Annotated in this window: 18 protein-coding genes; 11 read left to right on the top strand and 7 right to left on the bottom strand. The window is 67.4% G+C overall.

Translation table 11 applies throughout. The annotated features are described in order from the left end of the window. The 7 genes from ABFY07_RS38885 to ABFY07_RS38855 all read left to right on the top strand — a co-directional run bounded on the left by ABFY07_RS38885 (position 1) and on the right by ABFY07_RS38855 (position 12,000). Positions 1-2,301 (top strand): hypothetical protein, encoded by a 2,301-nt coding sequence (locus ABFY07_RS38885; protein WP_346178995.1) that lies wholly within the window; start codon positions 1-3, stop codon positions 2,299-2,301. A gap of 72 nt (positions 2,302-2,373) precedes the next feature. Then, the gene (locus ABFY07_RS38880) at positions 2,374-2,964 is read left to right on the top strand and encodes a hypothetical protein (protein ID WP_346178994.1); all 591 of its coding nucleotides are present in this window, start codon (positions 2,374-2,376) and stop codon (positions 2,962-2,964) included. 183 nt (positions 2,965-3,147) lie between these two features. Next, a complete protein-coding gene (locus ABFY07_RS38875; RefSeq protein ID WP_346178993.1) occupies positions 3,148-3,699 on the top strand; it encodes a hypothetical protein in 552 nt (183 codons plus the stop codon). Beyond that, entirely contained in the window at positions 3,696-8,168 is a 4,473-nt protein-coding gene (locus ABFY07_RS38870; protein ID WP_346178992.1) for a DUF6531 domain-containing protein, read from the top strand. The genes ABFY07_RS38875 and ABFY07_RS38870 overlap by 4 nt, the downstream gene beginning before the upstream one ends. A gap of 2 nt (positions 8,169-8,170) precedes the next feature. Then, a complete protein-coding gene (locus ABFY07_RS38865; RefSeq protein WP_346178991.1) occupies positions 8,171-8,413 on the top strand; it encodes a hypothetical protein in 243 nt (80 codons plus the stop codon). Positions 8,414-9,359: 946 nt separating this feature from the next. Next, positions 9,360-9,830, top strand: coding sequence for a hypothetical protein (locus ABFY07_RS38860; RefSeq protein ID WP_346178990.1), 471 nt, complete (start codon positions 9,360-9,362; stop codon positions 9,828-9,830). Positions 9,831-9,861: 31 nt separating this feature from the next. After that, a complete protein-coding gene (locus ABFY07_RS38855) occupies positions 9,862-12,000 on the top strand; it encodes a DUF6571 family protein (RefSeq protein ID WP_346178989.1) in 2,139 nt (712 codons plus the stop codon). A gap of 215 nt (positions 12,001-12,215) precedes the next feature. Here the strand turns inward: ABFY07_RS38855 and ABFY07_RS38850 are convergent, their stop codons facing one another. The 6 genes from ABFY07_RS38850 to eccB form a co-directional block, all read right to left on the bottom strand. After that, complete coding sequence (locus ABFY07_RS38850) at positions 12,216-12,524, bottom strand: WXG100 family type VII secretion target (RefSeq protein ID WP_346178988.1); 309 nt, start codon at positions 12,522-12,524, stop codon at positions 12,216-12,218. Positions 12,525-12,618: 94 nt separating this feature from the next. Then, a complete protein-coding gene (locus tag ABFY07_RS38845; protein ID WP_346178987.1) occupies positions 12,619-13,026 on the bottom strand; it encodes a WXG100 family type VII secretion target in 408 nt (135 codons plus the stop codon). A 268-nt stretch (positions 13,027-13,294) separates the two neighbouring features. Beyond that, a complete protein-coding gene (locus tag ABFY07_RS38840) occupies positions 13,295-14,509 on the bottom strand; it encodes a S8 family serine peptidase (RefSeq protein ID WP_346178986.1) in 1,215 nt (404 codons plus the stop codon). 1,685 nt (positions 14,510-16,194) lie between these two features. Next, complete coding sequence (locus tag ABFY07_RS38835; protein WP_346178985.1) at positions 16,195-16,656, bottom strand: hypothetical protein; 462 nt, start codon at positions 16,654-16,656, stop codon at positions 16,195-16,197. Positions 16,657-16,789: 133 nt separating this feature from the next. Continuing rightward, a complete protein-coding gene (gene mycP / locus ABFY07_RS38830) occupies positions 16,790-18,088 on the bottom strand; it encodes a type VII secretion-associated serine protease mycosin (RefSeq protein ID WP_428837085.1) in 1,299 nt (432 codons plus the stop codon). Positions 18,089-18,091: 3 nt separating this feature from the next. Beyond that, complete coding sequence (gene eccB, locus ABFY07_RS38825) at positions 18,092-19,663, bottom strand: type VII secretion protein EccB (RefSeq protein ID WP_346178984.1); 1,572 nt, start codon at positions 19,661-19,663, stop codon at positions 18,092-18,094. Between the two features lie 178 nt (positions 19,664-19,841). Here eccB and eccE point away from each other — a divergent pair, with 178 nt between their 5' ends. From eccE to ABFY07_RS38810, 3 genes are all read left to right on the top strand, one after another. Next, a complete protein-coding gene (eccE, locus tag ABFY07_RS38820) occupies positions 19,842-21,203 on the top strand; it encodes a type VII secretion protein EccE (protein WP_428837084.1) in 1,362 nt (453 codons plus the stop codon). Continuing rightward, on the top strand, positions 21,203-22,066 hold the full coding sequence (locus ABFY07_RS38815; protein ID WP_346178982.1) for a hypothetical protein: 864 nt from the start codon (positions 21,203-21,205) through the stop codon (positions 22,064-22,066). The genes eccE and ABFY07_RS38815 overlap by 1 nt, the downstream gene beginning before the upstream one ends. 136 nt (positions 22,067-22,202) lie before the next feature. Beyond that, positions 22,203-22,433 (top strand): DUF397 domain-containing protein, encoded by a 231-nt coding sequence (locus ABFY07_RS38810; RefSeq protein ID WP_065965272.1) that lies wholly within the window; start codon positions 22,203-22,205, stop codon positions 22,431-22,433. A gap of 96 nt (positions 22,434-22,529) precedes the next feature. Here the strand turns inward: ABFY07_RS38810 and ABFY07_RS38805 are convergent, their stop codons facing one another. Continuing rightward, entirely contained in the window at positions 22,530-23,894 is a 1,365-nt protein-coding gene (locus tag ABFY07_RS38805; RefSeq protein ID WP_346178981.1) for a PQQ-binding-like beta-propeller repeat protein, read from the bottom strand. A 611-nt stretch (positions 23,895-24,505) separates the two neighbouring features. Between ABFY07_RS38805 and ABFY07_RS38800 the strand changes: the two genes are divergently transcribed. Further along, positions 24,506-25,689: SCO5717 family growth-regulating ATPase (locus ABFY07_RS38800; protein WP_346178980.1), on the top strand; the 1,184-nt coding region annotated here is incomplete at its 3' end.

Below are 25,689 nucleotides of genomic sequence, written 5' to 3'. Positions count from 1 at the left end.
ATGGGGCGCCTGACTTTCGACGACCTGTACCAGGTCTCCTTAACCAGCCTCGGCTCGGCAGCCGACGACTGGAAGGAGATGGTCGACCAACTCGAGACCCTGGCCACGGATGCCAGGAATGGCATGGTGAAGCAATCCGAGGCCGCCCGCTGGGCCGGCGTCAACGCCGATGTCACCAGACCCTTCGTACGCAAGACCGCCAAAGAATTCAGCGACGCCCACACCGAGGCCAAAGCCATCTGGGCCATGCTCCGCGACGCCCACGCGGATCTGGTGGCGGTCCAGTCGGCTCTGAAGGAGGCCGTGGATGTGGAAGCCAAGAAGCAGCACATTCAGGTCACAGGCCTCCCTGACGGCACGGTGTCATGCGTCTATCTGCATCAGCGCGACAGCAATGACACGCAGACGCAGGAGCAACTCGACTACAAGGACCGCCTGGAAAGCCGAATCAACAATCTCATTGCTCAGGCCGATGAGATCGACAACTCGGCATCACGAGCTCTGAAGAAGATCCACGGTAACGACAGCCACAACTTCGGTCATGCGAAGTACGACTCCCTGGACGACGTCCAGTCCGAGCGGGCAGTCCAACTCGCCAGGAAGAGTCTTGCGAAGTATCGGGATGGTGGTGAGCTCAGCATCACGGAACTCACCGAACTCAGGCAGCTTTTGGCGTACAACTCCAAGGACCGCGAGTTCACTGTCGATTTCTATAAGGCTCTGGGCCCGAAGGACGCCCTGCGCTTCCAGGCACAGATCGCACTCGACGCCTCGGCGGAAGGCGACAAGACGCAGTTCAAGCTCGCCCACAGCATCCAGACAAGCATGGGCAAGGCACTCGCCACGGCGACCCGGCCTCCCACCGGGAAGGACGACCCCAGTACAGCGTTCCGGGAGGACAGGGATTATCTCGGGAAGGCGTGGCAAACCGAACTCAAGCGGGTGGGCCGTGCACCTCTCACATTCGAAAAGAACAACGCCCGGGTCGAAATTCGAGGCTACCAAGTTCTCGGAACGCTTTTACGGCATGGTAGCTACGACAAGTCGTTCCTCACTCCCATCGCAGAGGACATGGTCACCTTCGAGCGCAAGCAGCCGTGGGCCTGGCCGGAGCCGCACAACTCGTACTCGGGCCTCGGAGTGGACAGGTTCGGCCTCAACCTCGACAAGGACGGCGGTCCCGGTTGGGATCCCATGACCGGCCTCTTGGAAGGTCTCTCGCACAGCCCTGAAGCGTCGACAGCGTTCTTCAACGGCTCTACAGGTGAGGGCGAGCACGACGGACTCAAGAAGATCAGCAACCTCGACTACTTCCTCGGCGACAAGGACGGAAAGGGCGCACGTGAGTGGGCGTACGGCGCCGCAGGCATCAAAGTCTCCGACACCGAGAATTTCGGCAAGGAAGCACTCGGACACGCCCTCGAGTCCGCCACGTCCGGGCGTCCGTACGACAGCGACGCACCCTCCAAGCCTCACACGGAGGAGCAAGCCAACGTCTTCGGCTCAGTGGTGAAAAAAGTGGCTGCGAACCCCGATCTCTTCAAGGGCGACGGCGAACTCGCGCCGATTGCGGGCAGCCTTGGCAATATGTCCGCAGAGTACATGCACGATATCCAGCGAGTTTACGCAGGTGGGGACGAAAGTGGCTACATCAGAGACACTGGCGCTGAACCGAATCTCTCAAGGCCGGAGGACAAACATGCTCTAGATCTGTTCCTGAAGACGACCACAGCAGACCCCAATGCATACGCAACCATCACACAAGCTCAGGAAGCAGTGACCAGCGAAACACTCCGCAATGCAATAACTCATCGCGGGGACAAGGTAGATGTCGGGGATCTGGCCGAGCTTGCCGTGGTTCCCGGCGCAAGGGTCGAAGGAAACACGGCCGAGGGCCGGGCCGATGCAATAGCAGCTGCTGACAACAGCGTACAGAAGGCCAAAGAATACAACGATTCACTGGAAGCTGGAGACGGATGGCTGGGTCGATTGGTGGATCTGGGGATTGGCACCATCGACAATATTCCCGTGGCCGGCGATGTCGCCGGATGGGTGGTCGAGGACGTACGAGAGGCTGTCCTCGACCACAAAGCAGCGGACCCGGACGCTGCAGCGAAAGAGGTTCAAGAAAACCGAGATGCATATCTGACAACCGAACGCGTCAAGAGGGCCCAAAGGGCAAAGCAAGCTTTTTATGATGCCGTAGCCGAAGCGGGCATGGACAAGACCCAAAGCGTCAAAAACGCCGCGCAGAGGGCATATGATGCAGCATACCAGGCCAACGCCGTCGAGGCTTCATAAGGAAGCAGGTGCCTCTCGCACATGAGGCTGAAACCACTACTCACGACTCGACGCAAGGGGATCGTCGCCACCTTGACCCTGGCACTCGGCCCCGGGATATGGTGGGCAACACACGAGCTGAGGTCGGATACCCAGGTCGCCAATATCCCTCAACGGATCTGCCATAACCGCATTTCCAGCGAAAAGGCGGCACCCCTCCTGCCCACCAAGGGATCGAAATACACGGAGGACGCCGACACCTTTGGCGGCTGGTCATCCCTGGGAACTTGCGAAGTCAAGGCAGACGATAGTGCGATTTACGTCGCATACCAGGATGCTCTCGGCCATAAGCGCAATTATCATCCCAAAGGCATTCCCGTCTCCTTAGGCAAGGCGCACGGATCCCTAACCACAGAAGGGGCCATTAACCTATACGTCTCATGCATCAATACCCCTAGAACTGTCACAAAGTGGCTGCTAATAGGCGCAAACGCCACCGTCGTGGATCGCGAAGTCGAAGCCGGCAAGAAGCTGAATAGGTCGACCAGAGGGCTGCGTGCTCTCACAGAGTTCACCGCCCAAGCAGTGCGCGACCTGACCCAGGACTGGTTCAAGTGCCCCGGCGCGGATCAACTGCCAGATGGCCCTGTCACCATCCACTGGGACAAGCCAGCGGTTCCCTGAGCCCACCCACCATCGCGTCGCCAGCAGATCAAGACCCGCATGGTGGCCGTCAGCATGCCCGCGCAGCCCTACCACCTGAGGTGGTAGGGCTGAGGCTGTAGGGTTGTTGATCAATCAGCCAGGCGAGGGTCCCTCTCTGCTGAGCGCGGAGGCACGTGAGACCGCGAACACGGGGGTTGCAAAGTGACGGGCCATGACGAGGGAACGTCTTCAGGCGGTCCGAAGCCGGGCGACGGCTACAAGATTGAGATTGCCTCGGTACGCAGGGTTTTGACTCCGTTGGAGGAGTCAGTGGTCGCCGCACGCAAGATCAAAGGCGACTGGAAGAACCTGGCCGATCACATCCAGAATTCGGCTGACTTCAATGTCTATGACGCGGCAGAGAAGATGCTCTCGTCCTGGGGGTTCGGGATGGGGCGGGTGGCAGAGCACACGGACGCGGTGGTGGAGACGCTACGGGAAGTGATCGCCGCCTACGTGTTGGCGGATTTGTTGCGGATCAAGGATTTCGCGCCGACCGCGGACAACATCGCCAAGCTGCCGTTTGGAGAGCACGGGCTGAGGGCGTGGCAGAACGGGTCCCGGCCGAAGTTCGACCCGCCACCGGAGATCTATCAGGAGCCCTGGCTCGATGATGACGGGTCCGGTGGCGCCCATGACGTGCCGACCAATCCCCGTAAGCGTTATGACAGCGGCTGGGAGGTCGACGGGGGCTCGAAGGGGACGATCGCATGACCCAGCGTGATGCGATGGAGGGTGGTTCCCAGGAGCGAATACCGCCGGGCGCGAAGCCCTCTGAGGTGATCTACGGCAATCCGTCCGATATCGATGACCTGGCCGTCAAGCTGCGCGCCTACGCGGGGGCGTTCAAGGACGGGCGTGACCAGCTCGATGCCCTGATGCTGATGAACTGGACCGGGGCCGGTTCGGAGGGGTTCGAGAGGGCGACGGAGAAGCTACCCCGGGAGCTGGAGTCCGCGAAGACGTACTTCACCGCCGCCGCGAGTGCCCTGGACTCGTACGCGGACAAGCTGCGTTCCGTCCAGAAGCGGGTCGAGCCGATCATCGAGGACGCGGACGCGGCGCGGGCGGCCTCCAAGAAGTACTGGAAGGACTACAACGACTACATCGCCGCGGAGGACCGCGGCGACGATCCGCTACCCGAGCGTCCGCCCGAGGACGATCCGGGGATCGCGGCGCTGGAGGGCTGTTACCGGCGGCTGGACAAGCTGGAGAGCGAGCTGCGGCCCGTCGTCGACGCGGCGAAGAAGAAACTCGCCAAGGCGGCGGAGAAGGCGCCGGACAAGCCGCCGACGCCCAGGGGCTGGGACAAGGTCAAGAAGGGGTTCGGAGACTTCGTCGGCGGCGCGGGCGACACCCTGTACGACTGGTACGAGGGCTTCGACGACCTCGTCAAGGACGGCCCCCAGGGCCTGGGCCTGCACTTGGCGGGGGCCCAGGACGGTATCGCCTATGCCGTCGCTCATCCGAAGGAGTTCGCGAAGGCGGTCACGAACTGGGAGGAGTGGCAGCGCAACCCCGCCCGCGCCGCCGGGCAGCTCACTCCGGAATTGCTTCTCGCCCTGGCCACCGGTGGCTCGGGTGCGGTGCGCCGTGGTGGTTCGGTGGCCAAGAATGCCGCGCAGCGTCTGCTGAGCCGTGAGCGGGGGCTGCGGCGGGACGGGAGTGCGCGCCGGCGGGTGGACGGTGACCCGAAGCGGAGCTGTACGCCCGGCGGGGACAAGTGCACGACCGGTGAGCCGATTGATGTGGCGACCGGTGAGATGGTGATGTCCGCCACCGATGTCAGCCTGCCCGGCGCGCTGCCGCTGGTGCTGGAGCGGCATTATGTGTCGGGGCATCCGTGCGGGGGCTGGTTCGGCCGCACCTGGGCCGGCACGCTCGACCAGCGCCTGGAGATCGACGACGCCGGCGTCGTCTACATCACCGACGACGGCATGCTCCTGACCTACCCGGTGCCCGAGCGCGATGTGCCCGTGCTGCCCACGAACGGTCCGCGCTGGCCACTGCGCTGGGACGGCAAGCCCGACGGGGCGTTCACCATCACCGTCCCCGAGCACAACCGCACCCTGCACTTCGCTCCCCTGCCGCTGGGCGGCCGGGAACTGGCGCTGACAGCGATCACCGACCGCTCCGGTGAGGGCGACCGCATCGACATCACGTACAACACACAGGGCGCACCGACAGAGGTCACTCACTCCGGTGGCTACCGCATCGCCATCGACACCGACCCGACCCGGCTGCGGATCACGGGCCTGCGCCTGTTGCACGGCGACGGCCACGAGCGCAGCACGACCCTGATCTCTTTCGGCTACGACGAAGCGGGCGACCTGACAGAGGTCATCAACTCCACTGGTCTGCCGCTGCGGTACCAGTACGACGATCAGCACCGGATCACCTCGTGGACGGACCGCAACGGCACCACCTACGCCTACGTCTACGATCATCGGGGTCGGGTGCTGCGCGGGATCGGTCCGGACGGCGTCCTCTCGGGCCGTCTGCACTACGACAGCGAGGCCCGCACCACCCGCTACACCGACTCGCAGGGCCACACCACCACCTACGTCTGCAACGAGGCGTACAAGGTCATCGCACAGACAGATCCGCTGGGGAACACCACCCGGACCGAGTGGGACGAGACCAACCGCCACCCCATTGCTGTGACCGACCCCCTCGGCCACACCACGCACTACCGCTACGACGAGCAGGGCCGGCTGGCAGCCGTCGAACAGCCTGACGGCACCGTCACCGAGGCCGTCTACGACGACCGGGGCCTGCCGCTGGAGATCCAGGAGCCGGACGGCGCAATATGGCGCCACACCTACGATGCGCGTGGGGCGCGCACGTCCACCACCGACCCCAGCGGCGCCATCACCCACTACACCTACGACAGCTCGGGTCACCTGTCCTCCATCACCAACCCGCTGGGCCACACCACCCAGGTGCTCACGGATGCGGCGGGGCTGCCGGTGGCGGTGACCGATCCGCTGGGCCACACCACCCGGATCCGGCGGGGTCCGCACGGCCGGATCACGGCCGTCACCGATCCCCTGGGGCGCACGACCCGTTATGGCTGGACGATCGAGGGCAGGCCCGCGTGGCGTGAGAGCCCGGACGGGGCCCGTGAGGTGTGGCAGTGGGACACCGAGGGCAATCTGGCCCGGCACACGGATGCGGCCGGGAACACCACCACCTACACCCACACCCATTTCGACCTGCCCGCCATCCGCACCGACCCCGACGGTGCCACCTACACCTTTGAACACGACACCGAGCTGCGTCTGACCCAGGTCACCAACCCCCAGGGCGACCGGTGGGTGTACGAGTACGACGCGGCGGGTCGTCTGATCGCGGAAACCGACTTCAACGGCGCCACCCACACCTACCAGCGCGACGCGGCGGGCCGCCTGACCGCGCGTACCAATCCGCTGGGCGAAACCCTGCGCTACACCCTCGACTCGGTCGGCCGTGTGACCGCCCAGCACGACCAGGCCACCGGCGAGGTGACGACCTACGCCTATGACGCGCGCGGCAATCTGCGCCACGCGGCGAACGCCGGGGCAGAGCTGAGCTGGGAGCGTGACGGGGCGGGCCGCGTCATATCGGAGGTGTCGGGCGGCCGGGTGACGACGTACGCGTACGACGCGGCGGGCAATCGCACCCGTCGCACGACACCCTCGGGTCTGACCTCCATCTGGAGCTACGACGCGGCCGACCGGCCCGCCAGGCTCACCACGGCCGGCCACACCCTCGCCTTCACCCACGACGCCGCAGGCCGCGAGACCCAGCGCACCACGGGAGAGATCACCCTCTCGCAGGCGTGGGACACAGCGGGCCGTCTGGCGGCCCAGAGCATCTCCAGTTCGTCCGTGGACCTGCTGCAACACCGCACGTACACCTACCGTCCCGACGGCTACGTCACCGAGATCCGTGAACTGACCACCGGGACCCGCGAATTCGCGCTGGACCGCGTGGGTCGGGTGACAGGGGTGCGGGCTCACGGCTGGACGGAGAAGTACGCCTACGACCCGGCCGGCAACCAGACCCACGCCACCGCCCCCGGCCACCCGGCGGAGGGCGACCGCGCCTACCGGGGCACCCTCATCCGTCACGCGGGCCGCACAACCTACGAACACGACGTCGCAGGCCGCCTGATCCGCAGGACCCGCAAACTCCTCAACGGCCAGACCCGCACCTGGACCTACACCTGGAACGCGGAAGACCGCCTCACCAAAGCCACCACCCCCCACGGCGAGGAGTGGACCTACACCTACGACCCCCTGGGCCGCCGCATATCCAAGACCGGCCCCCACGGCACCACCCTCACCTTCGCCTGGGACGGCACCCGCCTGGCGGAACAAACGACCCCGGATGGCACAGCAACGACGTGGGAGTACGCGCCGGGCACCCACCGCCCGGTATCCCAGTCCACACACCAGATACTCGAGGCTGTCCCCGGCACCGACCGCCCGCTGGCCCCCCTGACCGGGACCGCCTCGCAGTCCGAGTACGACGCCCGCTTCCACGCGATCGTCACGGGCCTGATGGGCACACCGACCGAGTTGGTCACCCCCGACGGGACCCTCGCCTGGCAACCTCGCGCCACGGTGTGGGGCACTCCCCTTCCCTCTCAACCAGGCGAGACGGACTGCCCCCTCCGCTTCCCCGGCCAATACGCGGACCCGGAAACCGGCCTCAACTACAACCTCTTCCGCTACTACGACCCCGAGACCGCCCGCTACCTCACCCCCGACCCACTTGGCCTTGCCCCGGCCGACAATGCCCATCTCTACATCGCCAACCCCTTCGCCTGGGCCGATCCACTCGGTCTAGAGGGCTGCAAATCAAGCCCTCGATTTGTCGACGGTGATATCTGGGACGACTCGTTCGAGCTGTCCGGCCAGACAATTGAGACCATGGCGACCGTGCGTGCCGCCGGCGACACTCTGCATCTCGAGGGTTTCATGGTATTCCCGAAGGGCACGGAGGGACTCGCCCGGGCGCCCATCGGACCGGATGCGCTGAGGGAGATGAAGCATGCCCTGGCAGCACAAGCGCGCGCCGAGGGATACAGTACCGTTGTCCTCAACTATGAGCGCCACATCCCAAAGCCGGATGGGACAATATTCAAGCGTCCTAGCTCCATGACCTTGGATGTCGATAAGATATTGGGAGGAGGGTGAGTATGGATCGGCCACTCTTGGACGCGCTCGCGTCACAGTTCACCCACGATGGCCTGGTTGATCAGGAAGAGGTTTTCCAGAAATTGCGCGATCTTGGGAAATCTCCGATCGAGACGATTTACGTGGCATCCCAAGTCCTCGGCCTGTCATTGCCGGAAGCGAAAACGGCCCTCTACCGGAGCGCTGCCTGGCAAGACCAGCATGAGGCCTGGCAGAGCGTTCAATCCTCCCTCGGCGACAGCTAAGGCCACCCACGATCTCCTCTGGGCGCTCGTTTCATACGCGACAGTGCACGGAGACTCCGCCAGCGGCTTCCCTGCAGAGCCTCCGTGTCACCTGACAGGCGGGAGGGCCGGCTGTCGCCGCCCGCCGCTCGGCCTCGTCCCGGCCGCCCACGTCCTGGAACAGGCGGCGAGCGATCGCCTCGGCCTCAGGCCCACCCCCGCCCTCAAGCGACGTCGGCCTGGTTCCGCCCTGCCCACAGCTCCACCTGCGCCTCCCGCCCCCCTGAAACGGGACCTGGACAGCAGAGGGCGCGCGGTCGGGCCGCATTCCCTCAACCCTTTAAGACAACAGCAACCATGGCCAGTAGATCCGCCCGGCTAGCCGGCTTCCTCGCCGGTGCCGAAATACTGCTGGCCCTGCTCTGCCGACGCTGGTGCAAGCCGACTTCGGTCACCGACGGTTCGATGACCAGATTGCTCACGCAGTTCCCAACTCCCTTGTTTTGCCGTTAAGTTGATCGCACAACCATTTAGGATGAGTTGCCTCCGCCCGCCACAGCGGACCCCTCCTCTGCACTCCAGAACAAGAACCGGTCTCAACTTAACGTTGCGCTAACACAAAGCGCTGACGAGACACCCTTGAACCCGGACCTATCGAACCGGGGGTAACAGGGAACTCTTGACCTGTGATTGAAGCGCGCCATGGAACCCGCCGAGTCACCCACACGTCTATCTCCGTAAGTTTCCTTTCCGGACACCACTGGTTCGAGCTTCCGGCACGCCGCGTAGTCACGGCGTCATTCTCCGCGACGAGAACCCTCGCCTTCGAGGGGCGAAGCACACAAAACGGCCCACCGCTCGAGCAGTGCGTCCGGAAAGGGGTGAATAACAAGGCACCAGCGTGCTAACTTCGGAAGGCTAATTTCCGTATGCGACGTGCCACTTGATGCCTAGCCATGGGGGAATCATGACCTTTGAGGACGAGTGGTCCAAGCTCCGCACCGACGCTGCCGCGGGGCAGAAGTCCACCCACATGCAGCTCAACCAGACGGACCCCCCTGGCCCGGGACTGCCCGGAGTGCTCACGTTCAAGTCGAGCTCCTCCAGGAAGAAGAGCGCCGTCAAGGCGTTGGAAGACACTGTCCAGCCGGACACCAAGACGGCCGGCGAGTGCGTCGACGAATCGACCGAGAAGGCCCAGAAGGAGTTCAAGGACTGGGCGACGGGGAGTGGGCTCAGCGAAGCCCTTAAAGGGTGGCATGCGTCGGTGAAGGCGCTCCAGGCCCGTCTCTCGCAGGAGAAGTCGGCGCTGAGCGGGGCCAACACGTATTTCCTCAACAATGACTACATGGTGGGGACGGGGCTCTCGGCGGTTGTCCCGCCCAGTCAGTACCCGGAGGACATCCCGTACCCGTCCCGTATCTCGAAGTACCAGTAGAGGGGGGCTCGTGCTCACGTACCACCAGGTCATGACCATCGATCTGTCCCTCCTCGAGACCGCCGCCAAGCAGTGGGACGAGGCCGCCAAGAAGTTCGAGGCGGTCCAGAAGGTCTACGACAGCCAGGTCAAATCGGTGGGGCTCGACGGTACTTGGTCCGGTCAGGCGCTCTTCGTAGCGCGCCCCGACATGCAAAAGACCGGCGAGCAGTTCACCGCGGCCCCGAAGGAGGCGCGTGCGATCGCGTCGGTGCTGCGGGACGCGCACAGCCAGTTCGTGGAGCTGCGCGGGAAGGTCAAGTCCGCGGTCGCGGACGCGGTGAAGGCCGGGATGAAGGTCTCGGAGGACGGGAGGGCGAGTTACGACTTCTCCAAGGTCAGCCAGGACGATGCCTTCACCATCAAGCACGACCCGGATCTGCACAGTACCGAGCTGTCGTGGACCCGGTACATCGAGGCAGCGGTCCAGGCGGTCGACGACGCAGACCAGGGTGTGAAGCTCGCGCTCAAGGCGGCCGCGCAGGATCCCGACCTCTTCGATGGGGTCGTCAACGGGTTCAACGGCAAGGCGGAAGGGGACATCGAGAAGGTCGAGGGCAAGGAGGCCAAGGAGCTCGCGAGCAAGGTCAAGTCCGGTGAGAAGCTCAGCGACAAGGAGATGGCCGAGTTCCAGCGGCTGTTCCGGGACAACGAGCACAACAAGGAGTTCAGCCAGACGTTCCTCGCCGGCCTGGGCCCCAACGACACCATTGAGTTGAACCTCAAGCTCAACGATCTGGCCAAGGGCGACGACAAGAAGGACTTCCGCGCCCTCCAGGAAGGCGTGGCCACTTCCCTGGCGACCGCCACGAAGTCGCCCTCCGACCCCTTCTACCAGAAGTGGCGCGAGGGGCTGCGCAAGGCGGGCGCGAAGGACTTCGACGGGGGGACGGTGCCGCTCTACGGCTACCAGTCGTTCGTCGAACTGATGACACATGGAAAGAACTACGGCAAGCAGTTCCTGACCGACGTCGGTAACGACATCATCGCCCTGGAGAAGAGCGACAAATACGGGACCGGCAGGTGGACCATGTGGCAGGGCCTTGGCTTGGCCCCCCACAAGAACATTGCGACCGACCCGCTCGATGGCCTGCTCGGCATCATGAGCAAGCAGCCGAACGTCGCGACATCGTTCCTCGACCCCGGCGCGGACGGCAAGAACGATCACCTGAAATACCTGCTCAAGGACCGTGACTGGCCGAAGGTTGCCACGCCCAGCAACATATCGGTCCACACCAGCGACTTCTTTGACACCCGGGTGGGCCTCGGTGCGGCGTTGGAGGCGGCCGCCACCGGGAATCTTCCGGGCGCGGACCACACGCTCGGCTATCACACCGAGGCCGAGTCCCGGGTGATGCACGACACCATCAAGATCCTCGACGAGGGCCGGAAGGGCGCCGATATACCCGACAACCTGCGGGGAAACCTTGGCCGTATGCTCGTCGACTACACGCCCGAGACCCATGAAATCCTGAGTGGTACGGGTCCATACATGGACAAGGACGGGGTGTGGCACGACGGGGCGGGTGACAAGAACGGTCATATGTCCGTTCCCAAGGAGAGCCTCACCCGCATCATGCGTGGCGTGGCGGAGGACGGTAAGGCGTTCGGCGAGATGTATGAAGCCGAGAAATACTACGCCGCGGGGACGCTGTCCGCGACGGACTTCCGCGACCCCAACAACCGTGCCGCGGCCATCGAAGGAGCGTCGCACGTCTTCGGTTTCTACGACGGCATCAGCTCCGACATCGCCCGCGACAAGAAAGACCATGCGGTGTCCTGGGCCAATCACGCGCAGACGGCCGAATTCGTCGTCACCGGAAGCATGCAAGCCGCTGCGAGCGCCCTCAAAGGCCAGCCCACCGGATTCATCACGGATGCCGTCTACCGCATTCTTTACGCAGGTGCCTACGACTGGAAGGAAGACCAGATCGCCCAGGCGAACGCCGCGGCGGCCCAGCAGACCGAGTACCACTTCACCACCGGCCAGAAGCAGGTGAACCATATGGTCGCGGGATGGGCCCAGACGAACGGCTACGGCGTCGACACTGGGCTGTCCCGGCACCTCGTCGGCTCCGGGCAGGAACGCTACGACAGCGCGCGGACGGAGGCCCTTATTTATCTGGACTGATGAGCCGATGAGCCGGGCTATCACTCGGCTCACTGACTCGAATGGCTAAGTTTGTCTGTCAGCCGCCGGCGGAGGGCCTGCCTCCCCGGCGGCTTTCGCATGCGATGGGGTGGGCGGCGAAGCCGCTGGTCCGTACGTCGGCGGAGTCGGTCGGAATGCCGATGGGGCGGGCGGCGGTGTGAACCGCCGCCCGCCCCATCGAGGAGGCGAATCGCTCAGTAGCCCAGGCTGAACAGCTTCGACGCCTTCACGTCGGTGGCGTGGTACGCGTCCTTGCCCGACTCGACCAGCGCCGCGACCTTCGTCACGAGACCCTGGATGTGGTCGGCCCGGGCCTGGAACTGCTTCTCGGCCGCGAGCATCGCCTGGTGGGCCTCACCCTCCCAGCCCTCGGTGACCTTCTTCACGGCCGCCTGGATGTCGTTCATCTCCTTGCGGACGTTGCCGGCCGCCGTGCGGAGCTGATTGGCGAGCTGCTGAATCGACTCGTAATCGGCGAGCAATTCGTCTGACAGTGTGGACACTTGTCCCCCAACTCAATCGTTCTGTCTGCGTCGTTGTCAGGCGTCGCAGGGGTGCCACGGTGCGACCAGGCACCCCTTTCCGCATGGGTCTGGCTTAGAAGCCGTCGACCTTCGAGTACGAGGCGATCGGGGCGTCGGTGCCGGCGCCGAGGCCGCCCACGCTGCTGCCCGGGGTGATGTGTCCGCCCGCGTGGTCGGCGCCGTTGACGTCGATGCCCCTCAGCTGGCCGGCGATGTCGTCGTCGTTCGCGCCACTGGCCCGGTGGGTCAGGGCCACGGCCTCGCGGATGCCGTCGACCAGGCGGCGGACGGCGTCGTGGTCCTGCTCCAGGTCCATCTGCGCCTTCTTGAAGGCGCCAGCGCCTCCACCCCGCCAACCCGAGTCCACCGTGGCCAGGATGTCCGCCATGAGCTTCATGTTGCTGGCGAAGCCCTGGATGGACTGGTCCAGCTCATTCGTGAATGCCTGGAACGCAGAATCGCTAACCTTCTGCCTGTTCATTTTCCACCTTCCCCCATGAGTTGTTGGCGAGTTGATCTGGGGTTGCACTCTTCAACTCACCGCTGTGCGTGAATCCATCCGGATTCAGCGTACTGTTACTAGGTGTACTACACATTATGGCAAACGTCGGCAACACCTCGCTCTTCGTTCACAGTTGTTACATTTGTTGAACGAGAGCTCGGTGCCCGGCGGCACCCCTGCTCCCCGGGGGTGTCTCGGCAGAGTACTCGGTCCGGCACTCGGCAGTGGCAGCTGGTCATTGGCCGGCCTACGCCCTGCCGCGACGGCGTACGAGCGCGAAGGCGATGGCGGCTCCTAGGAGAACGGCACCTGCACCAAGCGCAATCCAGAGAGTACTGCTATTGTCGTCGTTTTTCTCGGGTTCCGCGACGGTTTTCTTGTCGCCTTTTTTGTCGTCGGTGGCCGTGGGCGTCGCCTGTTGGTCGGTGTTCGGCGACTTGGAGGCGGAAGCCGATGCCGAGGAGTCTGGCTTCGTCGCGCCCTCGCGAGCCAGGAGAGGGTTGACGTTGGCTGGGCCGGGGTCTCCCTCGCCGTCCAGGAGGACCTTGCGGGGGCGGATGGAGCCGTAGCCGAGGTAGGAGCTGGGGATCACATCGCCCTCGGGCGGCGAGGCGGTCTGCATCATGACGCGGAGGACTTGGTTGTTGGTCCACTTGGGGTGCTTGGACCAGATGAGGGCGGCGGAGGCCGAGGCGATGGCGCTCGCTTGGCTGGTGCCATAGGAGATGCAGACGCGATCAGGGTTCTTCAGGCAGTGTGTGGTGATGTCCTGTCCTACCGCCACCAAGGCTACTTGGCTACCGGTGGTCGAGAATTTGGCCACCTTGCCCGTTCGATCGAGTGCGCCCACACCAACCACGCCACGCAGCGCTGCTGGATATTCGATCGAGTTTTCCTTGTTCCCGGTATTTCCTACGGCGGAGAAGACAAGCGCTCCTTTCTTAAGCGCGTAATTCACAGCACTCTGAGTCTCGGTGAAAGAGTCAGGAGTCCCTGACGATCCGATCGAAATATTAAGGATTCGGGCCCCGTGGTCAACCGCATAACGAATGGCCCTTGCCATTATCGGGCCAGGAGCGTCCGTCTGGGGATCGACCATCGCTTTCACGGGCAGGATCTTCGCTTGCGGCGCCAGCCCTTGAATGCCCCCGCCAGTTCCCGTACCGGCAATGAGCGCAGCCATATTCGTCCCGTGGCCATTCTCATCTCGATGAGCATCCGTCGGTTTACGGGAAACGTCTGCCCCCTTCATTACCTGACCCCGCAATTCGGAGACCGAGGCGTTCACTCCTGTATCAATGACAGCAACGGTAAGGCCCTTCCCTGTGCTCACCCTCCATATATCTTCAGCCTGCATCTTGTTCAGATACCACTGCTGGGAGCGAATGTCCCGTGCTACCGCCGCAGGTGCAGAGCCGATAAGCACCATGAGCCCGGCCCCCAAGAGGGCAAGAGTCGACACGGCGCATCGGCGCCCTCTGCGGTTTTGAAATAGCATGTCGCAGTGGTCTCCTCAATGTTCCACCATGCGGAATGAACTACTCGATAACTGGTGGTACCGTGTCACGCCGTCCCCCGGACCAGGTGTCTTTGTCCTCTTCCGGACAGTCCGGCCTGGAGCCGTGGATGCGCTGGCCGCCACTAGCCGACAACGCATTGGAGTGGGGGGTCGCCCCAGGGCCGGGGGTCCCGCGCACGAGCCCCGATCCGCCCTGAGTGAACTCGGAGCGCCCTTCACGCGCGACGCGGGGCCCTCCCGTGACACCTCCAGGTTCCGACGCCAACCGCCGACCCGAGCCCGCGCCGCTGGGAGCGTGGGCGCCGTCGACCGGGTGAACCGCTCCTACGGGACCGCGGGGGAGAACACCTCGCTCCTCCCCCACAACCATGCTGCGCGGCAGACTCCGCGCAGCCGGATTAGTTCCCTTCGGGCGGTCAACCACTCCCCCCGGCTCCGACCCGAGTCGTCGCCCAGGACCACTGGAGCCGTTTGTGTTCGGACCGTGCCCGAAGTAGGTACCCGGCCCGACCGGGCCTCGTGTCATCGGGGAGTGCGGCTCTTCGCCGACCACCATGCCGCGCGGCAACCGCGGAACGTTGGTCTGCCCGACACTTCGCTTTCCACCGATGATCCCTTCATTGGTCGGAATACGCGGTGGCACACTCGACGGCCGCGGTGTACTTGGTGCGGTCGGTGGCAGCTTGCCCAACTGCCCAGGTCCGGGGATCGGCGCAGTTCGGCCAACAGGCGGAGCCGTGACCGGCCTCGGTCCCGGGAGACCGGTGACCGGGGGCAGCGTGGGGCCAGTGGATGGGACGTTGGGAACGTCCTGCAGCGGAGGCAGGGTACTGGGCCTGTTGATCGTGTCCGGCGCCGGTGGGGCCTTGACGGAGTCGATAGCCGTGTTGGTCCGGTCCGGGAGTTCCGGGACACCCACCCCGGAGATCGCACCGCCGCCGTCCGGGATTACAGGCGTGTGGGGGCTCACTTCAGCAGGGAGTACAGGTGCGGCCTTCGACTCTACGGCGGCGTGGTCAGCGACCGACAACGGCGTAGCATGGGCAGCGCTTGCACCACTGCTGGTTCCAGCGGCGTACGACGTCGTTTGAACGGGCGTTTCCCATTCGCCCCCATCATTCGGCACGAAGGCATTGGGCAATGCAGGAAAGTTCGGTGCTTCAAGCTTTGCGATATCCGAGCTCGCCGTCCAGTAATACGAGTCGAGCTTCTCTATCTGCTTGATCGCCTCCTGGCGGTTGGGTTCCGCGTTCTTGAGGCGAGCCTTCTCCTTTTCTTCATCCGCGTAGCACATCATATCGGGCTTGGGCATGGCACCTTTGACATCGCTGGCCCCCTGGCCGGCGATGACCATGCTCGCGCCGGCGCTTGCGCTGTAGTTGGCCAGGACGTAGGTCTGCTTGGAGAGTTCGGCCATCCAGTTACGGAATGCGTCAGCCCCCTCGCCTTTCCACTTCACACGCTCTGCATGCGCCTTCATCTCGTCCGCAAGCTCGTAGAGGTCGATGAAGGCCCTCATCAGCGCGCCACCTGCATCACTCAAGTGGCGCGGCTTCGCACCCTCCACCATTGCGTAGAGCTCATAGTGACTGGCATCGTCGAACTTACCGCCCATATGCTTCTACCCCCTAGTAAGCGTCGGAGCCGACGGTGTCACTACCGTGCTGCGAGCCACTGACCGGCAGCCCGGTCTTCGGGTCGCGGTAGTGCTTGAGTGCTTGCGCCTGGATCGCTTGCAGGCGGCGTGCTTGCTCGGCGTCGATTCCGTCGATCCCTTTCTCGGCGATCAGCGCGGAGTAGCCGGATCCCTCAAGCAGGTCCCGCAAGAGTTGAGAGAGGATCACCAGGTTGCCATGGACGTTGTTGTACGCGGCGTACAGAGCCGAGGCTGAGTCAAGGCTGCCACCGTAAGCATCGCGGGTAATGGTTTGCTGTTCAAGCTTCTGCTTGGAAGCAGGTGACTTCTGAAGATCCGTCAAAATCTTGTCGATCCGGCCCTTGAACTTCGCCAAGGTCTCCGCTTCCTTGGCCATGCCCTTGCCGAACGGCGACAGTGGATCAGAACCACCTGGTTCGACTGGTTTCCCCACCGCATCCTCCCCGTATGACACCAACGATGCCCTAAGCCACTCTAGCGACCGTGCCTTCGTGGCCCAACTACCATATGGTCAAACTAGCTCGACGACTCTGTAACAGGCGTCATCCCTTGAGACTCACAAGTCGTCAAGCGTGCTCCGTGGCTGCGCCGCGGCGTCGTCTGTGTTCGTGGAGTACGGCGGCCGCGCCCGTGATCATCGCGACGAGGAGGGCTGCGCCGCCCAGGATGTAGGTGGCGAAGCGCTCTTTGCGTTCCTGGGGGGTTTCGCCGAGGGCGAGCGGGGCGGGGGTGGGGGCGTCGACGTTGCGGGCGGGGCTTTTGTCGAGGGTGACGTGGTCGATGGGGTGGTCGTCCTCGGTGAGGGCGCGGACGGGGTCCACGACGCCCCAGCCGACGTACGCGTCGTGGGCGTTGACGGCGCGTTCGGCGGTCTGCTCGATCTGGGCGACGACCTGGTACTGCTTCCAGTCGGGGTGCTTGGCGCGGATGAGGGCGGCGACGCCCGCGACGTAGGGGGCGGAGAAGCTGGTGCCGTTGTCGACGCACTGGCCGCCGCCGGGGACGGTGGAGACCATGTCGACGCCGGGGGCGGCGACGCCGACGAAGTCGCCCGCTTGGGAGAAGGGGGCGCGCTCGTTGTTGCGGTCGGAGGAGCCGACGGCGAGGACGCCCTTGTAGGCGGCGGGGTAGGTCTTCTTGACCTTGCCGTCGAGGCCGTCGTTTCCGGCGGAGGCGACGACGACGACGTCGTGCTCGAGAGCGTTGTTGATGGCGCGTTCGAGGTTGTTGTTGGCTTGCAGCGGTTTGACGGTGTCCTGGGAGATGTTGATGACCCGGGCGCCCCTCGTGACGGCCTTGTCGATGGCCTCGGCCATGGTGTCGGTGGTGCCGGAGCCCTTTTCGTCGTTCTGCCGGATCGGGATGATCTTGGCCTCGGGGGCGAGGCCGACGAAGCCCGTGCCCGGGTGGGGGCGGGCGGCGATGATGCCGGCGACCTTGGTGCCGTGGCCGACCAGGTCGTCCGTGCCGTCGCCCTTCTTGCCCTTTTCCAGGGCGTTTTTGCCGGACTTGCGGACCTCGAAGCCCAGCTTGGTGTCGACCGCGTCGGTGAGCTGCGGGTTCTTGATGTCGACGCCGGTGTCGATGACGGCGACGAGGACGGGGCGGCCGGTCTTCTTGTCGATGCCCTTGGTGTGCTGCCACAGCTGGTCGAACAGGACCCGCTGCAGGGACCAGGGGGTGCCCTTGATCTGCTTGGCCGGGTAGGTGCACTCCCCCGCGCCCGTCAGGGTGAGCCCCGGGTCGGCGAGGGCGGGGGTCATGGGGCCGTGGGCGGCGGAGAGGGACGTGAGGGCGATCGCCGTGGAGAGGAAGATCGCCTTCTTCGCGGTCCGCCGTGGCTGCCGGCGCTTCGTGTCGCTCATGGCCTACGACCCCTGCGGCTGCTTGGCGCTGTTGGTGTCCAGGCGCGGTCCCCTGGGCAGGAACTCCGACCAGTTGGCGGGTACCGGCACCGGGATGACGTCCTGGTAACCGAGCCTGATCTGGGCCTTGTTGACGTCCTGCTGCGCGGCGTTGGTTCCGGACTGGCCGGAGTCCTCGTCGCCGATCTTCGACTTGTCCGTACCGCTGTCGTTGTTGGACTGGACGACGTAGCGGAGGCCGGTGTCCGTGACCAGGAAGATGGAGCCGTTGCTGGTCTGGCGGCCGGTGACCTGGCGGTAGAGGAGGCCGGAGCCCGGGGTGACGTAGGCGCTGGTGGCCCCGTCCGGGATGGTGGCGGGGAAGTCGGTGCCCGCCCAGGTGGCCAGCCTGGGGGTGCGCTTGGAGGTCATTCCGCTCATGATGCTGCAGACGGTGTCCCGCTCGGCGCTGCCCTGGGTCTCCTGCTGCTCGATGGAGTTGGCCTGCTCGGGGATCCGCGTCGGCCAGTCGTAGTCGCCGTAGAAGTTCCCCTCCGGGGTGAAGGAGGCGGTGGCCACCTGCTCGGCCGTGCTCTTCTGGCCGAGGCCGGCGAGCTGCTTGCTGCGGAGGAGGAGGGTGGCGACGAACTCCGAGACGCGCTGCACCTTGCCCTTCAGTACGACGTAGTTCTGGGTGCCGGTGCCGGTCCCCGCTTCGAGGACCATGCCGACGTGGTTGGCCCGGTCGGGGAGGGTGTCCACTCCGGCGTTGTCGCCGATCCGGCCCGGGAGTTCGGGGAAGACGATGGGCTGGCCGTCCTGGAAGGTGGCCAGCCAGTCATCGGTCACGCGCTGCGGCTTGGCGCCGTCGCGGAAGAGGGCGCGGAGCAGGAGGTCGTAGTCCGCCGGGGCCAGCTGCTTCCACTTGGTGCCGCCGATGAGGTACTTGGTGCCCTGGGGGTCGACGAGGTAGCGGGCGCCGTTGCGCCCCTGGACGTAGAGGGCCTGGGCGCCGCTCAGCCGCTGGCTGCCGCGGAGCTTCTTGCCCTTGGGGTCGCGGTCGGAGAAGAGGAAGACCGCCTTCTGGGTGGTTTTCCCGTTGCCGCCGGGCTGTTCGCAGACGGCCCATTCCTTCTGCTTCTTGGCCTCCTCCGCGCTGGGCAGGCGGTCGGGGGCGTACGGGATGCCGATCGTCGGGCCGCGCGGGATGTGGCCGCTGTCGAGCTCGGACTCCTTCACCTTGATGACGCTGGACTTGTCGCCGGAGAGGACGAGCTTGGCGGAGGCGAAGTTGAGGACGGGGTGCAGCTGCACCTTGCCGTCGGTCTTGAGGATCACATAGCGCGTGGTCGAGTCGCTGCCGACGATGACATGGGCGCCCACCTCGTCCCAGCCCTTGGGAGCGGTCGGTTTGAACATGCCCCAGGCGCCGAACCCGGCGAGGATCAGGGCGCCTATGACGACACCGGGGAGGACCGTGCGCAGCGGGCGCGGGGCGCCCTCCTCCGTACCGCTGGGTGAGGGTTGCAAGAACGCGGCGACTGTCCGCTTCTTCGCGAATGTGTAGGCGTTGAGCTCATCCCGCCGTGATGCCATCTTTAGCCGTTTCTCCCCGCTTTTCGGCCTCGGTCGTCGGGCACTGCCCTCGGTCCGGGTGTCTACCGACCCTCTACTATGCCGGGAAGGAATTGGCTCGTGTCGCTCGGGGACGATCCGGCCACGGACGTCCGCCGGGTCTTTCGGGTGTGTTTCGGACTTTAAGGGGCTGACGGGGATGGCTGCCGCCACGCGCGCACGCACCGCGGGGAGCGGGTCCGGCCGGAGGAGGTCGGGCGAGTCCCGCTCGCGGACGCCCTCCGGCTCCGCGCCCGGCCCCGCGCCGACCCCCGCCGCGGGCGGCGCCGCCGGAGTCACGCCGCGGCCGGCGTCCCGGCCGGGCAGCTTCGGGCCGGTGCGGCTGCAGCAGTTCGTGCTGATCGAGGTGGCCGCGGCGGTGGTGCTGGTCGCCTGGGTCGTGGACGAGCTGCTGCTGGTGCCCGCCGCGGTGGTGGGGCTGGTGCTGGTGCTGCTGGCCGTGGTGCGCCGCCGGCAGCAGCCCATATCGGAGTGGCTGAGCACCGCGGCGGCGCTGCGGCGGCGCAGGCGGCTGGCGGCGAAGCCGCTCGACGCGGGCACGGATCCCGGCTTCGCGATCGCCGTGGAGTGCGAACCGGCCCTGCGGACCCTGACGTTCATCGACCGTGACCGGCGTGCGGTGGGGATGGTCGGGGACGGCACCTTCCTGACGGCGGTGCTGCAGGTGGAGGCGGTGGACGCGCCGCTGCGGCCGCAGCGGGCCCAGCAGCCGCTGCCGCTGGCCCTGCTGCGGGACGCCATGGAGGTGGACGGGATCCTGCTGGAGTCGGCGCAGGTCGTCCAGCACACGCTGCCCGCGCCCGCGCACCACCTGCCGCCCCAGTCGCTGGCCCTGCGCAACTACGCGCCGCTGCAGGCGCAGACCGGCGCTCCGGCGGTCCGTATGACGTGGGTGGCGCTGAAGTTCGACCCGGAGCTGTGCCCGGAGGCCGTGGCCGCGCGGGGCGGCGGTCTGGGCGGTGCGCAGCGGTGCCTGCTGCGGGCGGCGGACCAGTTGGCCAGCCGGCTGCAGGGGGCCGGCTTCGGCGTGACGGTGCTGTCCGAGGAGTCGCTGACCGCCGCGATCGCGACGGCGGCGAGCGCCAACCAGCGGGCCACGGCGCAGGCCGGGCGGCGGGACACGCCGAACCGCCGCACCCTGGAGAGCGCCCGGGCCTGGCGGTGCGACGACCGCTGGCACACGGCTTACTGGATCGGCCGCTGGCCGCAGTTGGACCCGGTGGCGGCGCCGCTGCCGCAGTTGGCCGCGCTGCTGACCTCGCTGCCCGCGCTGTCGACCACCCTGAGTCTCACGCTGCGCCGCGGCGGCACGCTGGGCGGGCGGCACGCGCCGACGATCAGCGGCCATGTGCGGATCACCGGCCGCAGCGCCGACGAGCTGGTCACCATCCGCAAGGAGCTGGAGCGTACGGCGCGCGGGGTGCGGATCGGGCTGGTGCGGCTGGACCGCGAGCAGGTGCCCGGTGTGCTCGCCACGCTGCCTTTGGGAGGGACCCGCTGATGGCCACGCCCGCGACCGCCCCGAACGGGGGCGTGTTCCCCGGCCCGGGAGTTCCCGGCCAGGGTTTCCCCAACTCCGGCCTCCCCGGCTCCGGCCTGCCCACGGCCGGCGGCCCCGGGCAGCTGCCCGAGCCGGAGCCCGCGCCCGTGCCGCCGCCGCGCAAGCAGTGGTACGGCTTCGGGTTGCTCGGCCCGCGCCGGCAGCGGCATGAGGTGCCGCCCGAGCAGTTCGAGTCGCTCGCGCTGCCCATCGGCGACGACGGCATCGTGATCGGCGCGGACGGGCAGGGACAGCCCGCGGTGCTGGGGCTGCACCGCCCGACCCCGTTCAACGTCCTGCTGGTCGGCGGCCTGTGGACGGCGCAGGTGATCGGCCTGCGCGCGGTCGCCACGGGCGCCCGGGTCACCGTGGAGACCGGCCGTCAGCAGATGTGGTCGACGCTGGCCCAGGCCGCCAACAACAACCAGCAGTGCATCACCCTGCACGACGTGGGGCGGGTGCCGCCGCAGGGCGCCTCGGTCAGCAGCCCGGTACTGGTCATCCGGGACGCCGGGATGCGGCCGCCGCGCGGGCGGGTGACCGCGGCGCCCTGGCAGTCCGTGCTGACCCTCCTGCCGTATCTGAGCCCCGTCGCCCCGCGGTTGATGGAGAACGCCGGCCTGGTCGGCGTCCAGCGGGTGTCCCCGGACGAGGCGCAGCAGATCGGCCGGATCATGGGGCTGCCGGAGGTGGACGTGTCCGCGCTGTCCACGCTGGCGGACGGGGTCACCCTCTGGTGCACCCGCCATGCGCGGCTGTACGTGGCGACGCAGCCGACCGACGCCGAGTCGGGCCTGCTGGGCGCGCCGCGCCGGATGGACTGACTCCGCATCCGGCGTCGGCTGTCAAGTCGGATTGCCTCGGCGCGCCCGGCGGACGACACTGTCCGCGACAGTGTCCACCCGCTCCGCCACCGTGGGCACGTTGGTTTCCGCTGTTTCCGAAGGGACGTACGAACCGATGGCCGACGCCCACGAGAAGGCCGAGCTGTACGCGCTCGACATCTCCGATGCCGAGTGGCTCAGCGCGCCCGGCAGCGCCTCCGAAGAGCGAGTGGAGATCGCCTATTTGCCGGGCGGCGCGGTCGCCATGAGGAATTCCTCCGATCCAGAGACGGTGCTGCGCTACACGGAGGCGGAATGGCGCGCCTTTGTGCTCGGTGCGCGGGACGGCGAGTTCGATCTGCAATAACGTTGTTCGCCGCTCAGGGCGTTCGCGCGCCCGTCTGCCCCTGGGGGTGGCGGGCGCGGTTCCGCTCCCCGCCTGGGGTGAGCGGACCGGCGGTGGTCAGGGGCGGAAGGCCATGATCATCGCTTCGTCCGCTCCGGAACCCGCGAGCCGGTCCGAGGCGATGTAGAAGGTGCCCTTCCGGTAGATCCGGGACGCCGAGGCGAGCCCGACCTCCGCGGCCCTGGTGGCCTTCGGCAGCCGCAGCAGGGTCTTCGGCCGGCCGCCGTTCACGCCGACGCCGACGACGGAGCCGGGCGCCTTCTCCGTCGGCTGCTCGTAGGCGATCAGGCCCTCGCCGCGCACGCTCAGCGGAAGCAGCACCCGGCCGGGCACCCTGGACGTCCACTTCCGCTGTCCCGTCCGCAGGTCGAAGGCGTGGATCTCGTTGGTCGGGCCCTGGCCGCCGTCGGGGCTCAGCTCGGTCGGGAGGTAGAAGGTGTCGGAGGACGCCGCGACGCCCCGGCAGCCGCCCGTCCTGGTGCCGAAGAGGTCCTGGCCGCACTCCGGTTGATAGGACCGCTCGCCCAGGTCGAGGGTGGAGCGCCGCGTCCCGCGATCCGAGAGCGCCACGATTCCGCCCGACTTGTGGTGGTCGTCGGCGAGGGAGACCACGACGGGGCCGGTGGAGTAGATGTTGCTGACCTTGTAGCCCTCGCGGACGCGGTACGTCCAGGACACCTGGCCGGAGGCCGTGTCGAGCCTCTGCAGGCCGGCGGTGTCGTCGTCGCAGGAGTAGGCGCGCAGCAAGGACCGGCCGCCCGCGAAGCCGTCCACGCGGCAGCCCCGGGGCAGGGCGCGGGCCGGGGCCCGGCGGCCGTCGCCGACCGCGACGACGGCCGAGCCGCCGTACCAGGACAGGCCGGCCAGGTCACCGCTCTGGGCCAGGCCCATGCCGAGGTGGTCGCCGCGGGGGGCGCGCGCCGCCGGGGCGCGCCGGTCCCAGAGCTTGGCGCCGTGGTCGAGGTCGATGAGCGCCAGCCGGCCGCACTCGTCCTTCCCCGGGCCTCCGTAGGCGATGACCACCTTGCCCCCGGTGGGGGATTCGGGGGCCGCGCACACCGCCCCGCGCAGGGTGACGGTCCACTTCCGTTCGCCGTGGTCGCCGTAGGCGATGACCTTGTCCCGGACGGCCTTGACGACATGACCGTCCCTCACCCAGAAACCGGGGATGTCGGCGCCGTTTCCGGGGGCACCGGGCGCGGGTTCCCGGAACAGCACCTCGGCCTCGCCCGGTCGGCGTGCGTCGCCGGGCGCGCGCTCGTCTCCGCGGCGGCCACTGGTGGTCCCGGGCCGGCCGGTGGGCCCGGCCGGGAGCGGGTCCGTGTGCGTCCCCGCCCGGGCGTGACCCGGCGCGGGGGCGCGAGGCTCGCCGCCGCCCGCCGCGGCCCATACGCCCGCTCCCGCGGCGAGGAGGGCGCCCACGGCCGCGCCGATGACGAGGGTTCTCCGCCGTCTGCCGGGCTCTCGCCCACCGCCCGTGGGACGGGTTGGCGGCCGGTCGGGGGGCTGGGGCGGCTGCGACATCGCGCTCACCTCTTACGCGGGTCCGCGGACCGATCGGCCTCCCCCCGCGTTCCAGAAGGCCGTTCCTCCCGGAAAGGAGCGATTCGGTCGGGGATCCCGCTGTGCCAACGGCATTCGAGCGGGGAATCTTTCTATCACCCGGCGCCGGGGCGCACCGACGGTCGCGCGGCCTTCCGCCCGCGCCGCCCGCGCTTTCCGTGCGCTGCGGCGTGAGCCTCCCCGAGGGGCGGCGGGCGTTTCGAAGACGCCGGAAGGAGAGGGAAAGTGTGTGCGCGCGGCATACGCGGCGTTGCCGTCAGGCGTGCGTGAGGTACCGGACAGCGGCGGGGGCGGGACGGGCCTGCCCCTGTGGCGCGCATGGTGATTAGTCTTGGTGTGCACGAGGGAGAACCTGATCTCGGGTGCCCGCGTCGCAACGGGGAAAGCCGAGCGGTCGGACGACAGTAACGATCGGCAACGATCGGCCTCGCCAAGATTTTCAAAGGTGCTCGACCACACCAGGAGGCATTGTGAGTAGCGATCGGGACGAGATCCGCGCGGGCGGAACCACACCCGGCGATGATCGGTCCGACGCGGAGACCGAGCACACGGGCGAATTCACCATCGATTACACCCCGCCTGCCTGGTACACGCAGAACGCTTCCCCCTCGTCGGCGACATCGGGCGGTACGGCCTTCGGCGGCGGCGGTACGGGCGCCGGGAGCGGCGGGGGCGCGGCGACGCCTCCTCCGCCCCCGACGGGCGAGCCGGTGGCCGTCCCCGGCCTGCCGGAGCCGAACGGCTCCGCCCCCGCGTGGCCGGTGCCCGGCGCGCCCGGCGCCGGGACTCCCGCGGAGGAGGCCGCGCGGGGCGAGGCCGCGTCCCCGGAGGGCGCGCGGGAGTTCGGCGCCGAGCGCCCCGAAGGGCCGGGGGCGCCGTCGGGTTCGTCCGATTCCTCCGACTTCACGTTGCAGCCGAGTGCGCCGGCCGCCGCGGCTGACGCACCGTCAACTGATTCCGCGTCGGCTGCCGGCCCGGGTGAGGGCGGTCCGGCCGACGCTCCCGAGCGGCGGGGGACCGTGGCGCCGCAGGCCGCCGACGGCGTCCGGGAACCCGCTGAAGCTTCCGGAGGCGGATCCGGTGACGCCGGGTCCGGTGACCCCGGGAACGACGCGGCGTCGCGGGGCGACGGATCCGCCTCCGGCGATCTGGCCGCCCACGCCACGATGCGCTTCTCCCCCGCCGCCCTGCACCGCGAGATCGCGGACCGGGCCGGCGGGGCCGACAGCGCGGGGGGAGCCGGAGGGCCTGGTGGATCCGCTGGATCCGGCGCAGGCGAGCCGTCAGGAGCCGTTCCCGCCGACGCGCCTCCCGCCCCCACGGACGCCGCACCGCCCGCCGACGAGGCCCGCAGCGGCGATGTGCGCAGCGAGGGCACCCTGCGGTTCTCCACGGCCTCGCTGCGTCGCGACATCGCCGAACGCAGGGCCGAGGGCGCCGAAACGGCGGACGCCGTGCCGCCGGTGGCCCCCGACGCCGAAGCCGGGCCCCAGGCGGCCCCGCCCGCCGCACAGCCGCCGCAGGCCCCGCAGCCGCCCGCCGCGTGGGCCCCGCCGGCCGCCCCCCAGGCCGGACTGCCCCCGCTCCCCCCGGACTTCCAGCCCGCCGCGCCGCAGGGCGCGCCCGAGGCACCGGGCGGCGGCGCCGCGCAGCC

The sequence above is a fragment of the Streptomyces sparsogenes subsp. cuspidosporus genome, from assembly GCF_039532705.1.
Classification (GTDB): domain Bacteria; phylum Actinomycetota; class Actinomycetes; order Streptomycetales; family Streptomycetaceae; genus Streptomyces; species Streptomyces sparsogenes.
The sequence above is the reverse complement of the archived record's forward strand: the minus strand, read 5'-3'. Positions and strand labels throughout refer to the sequence as shown.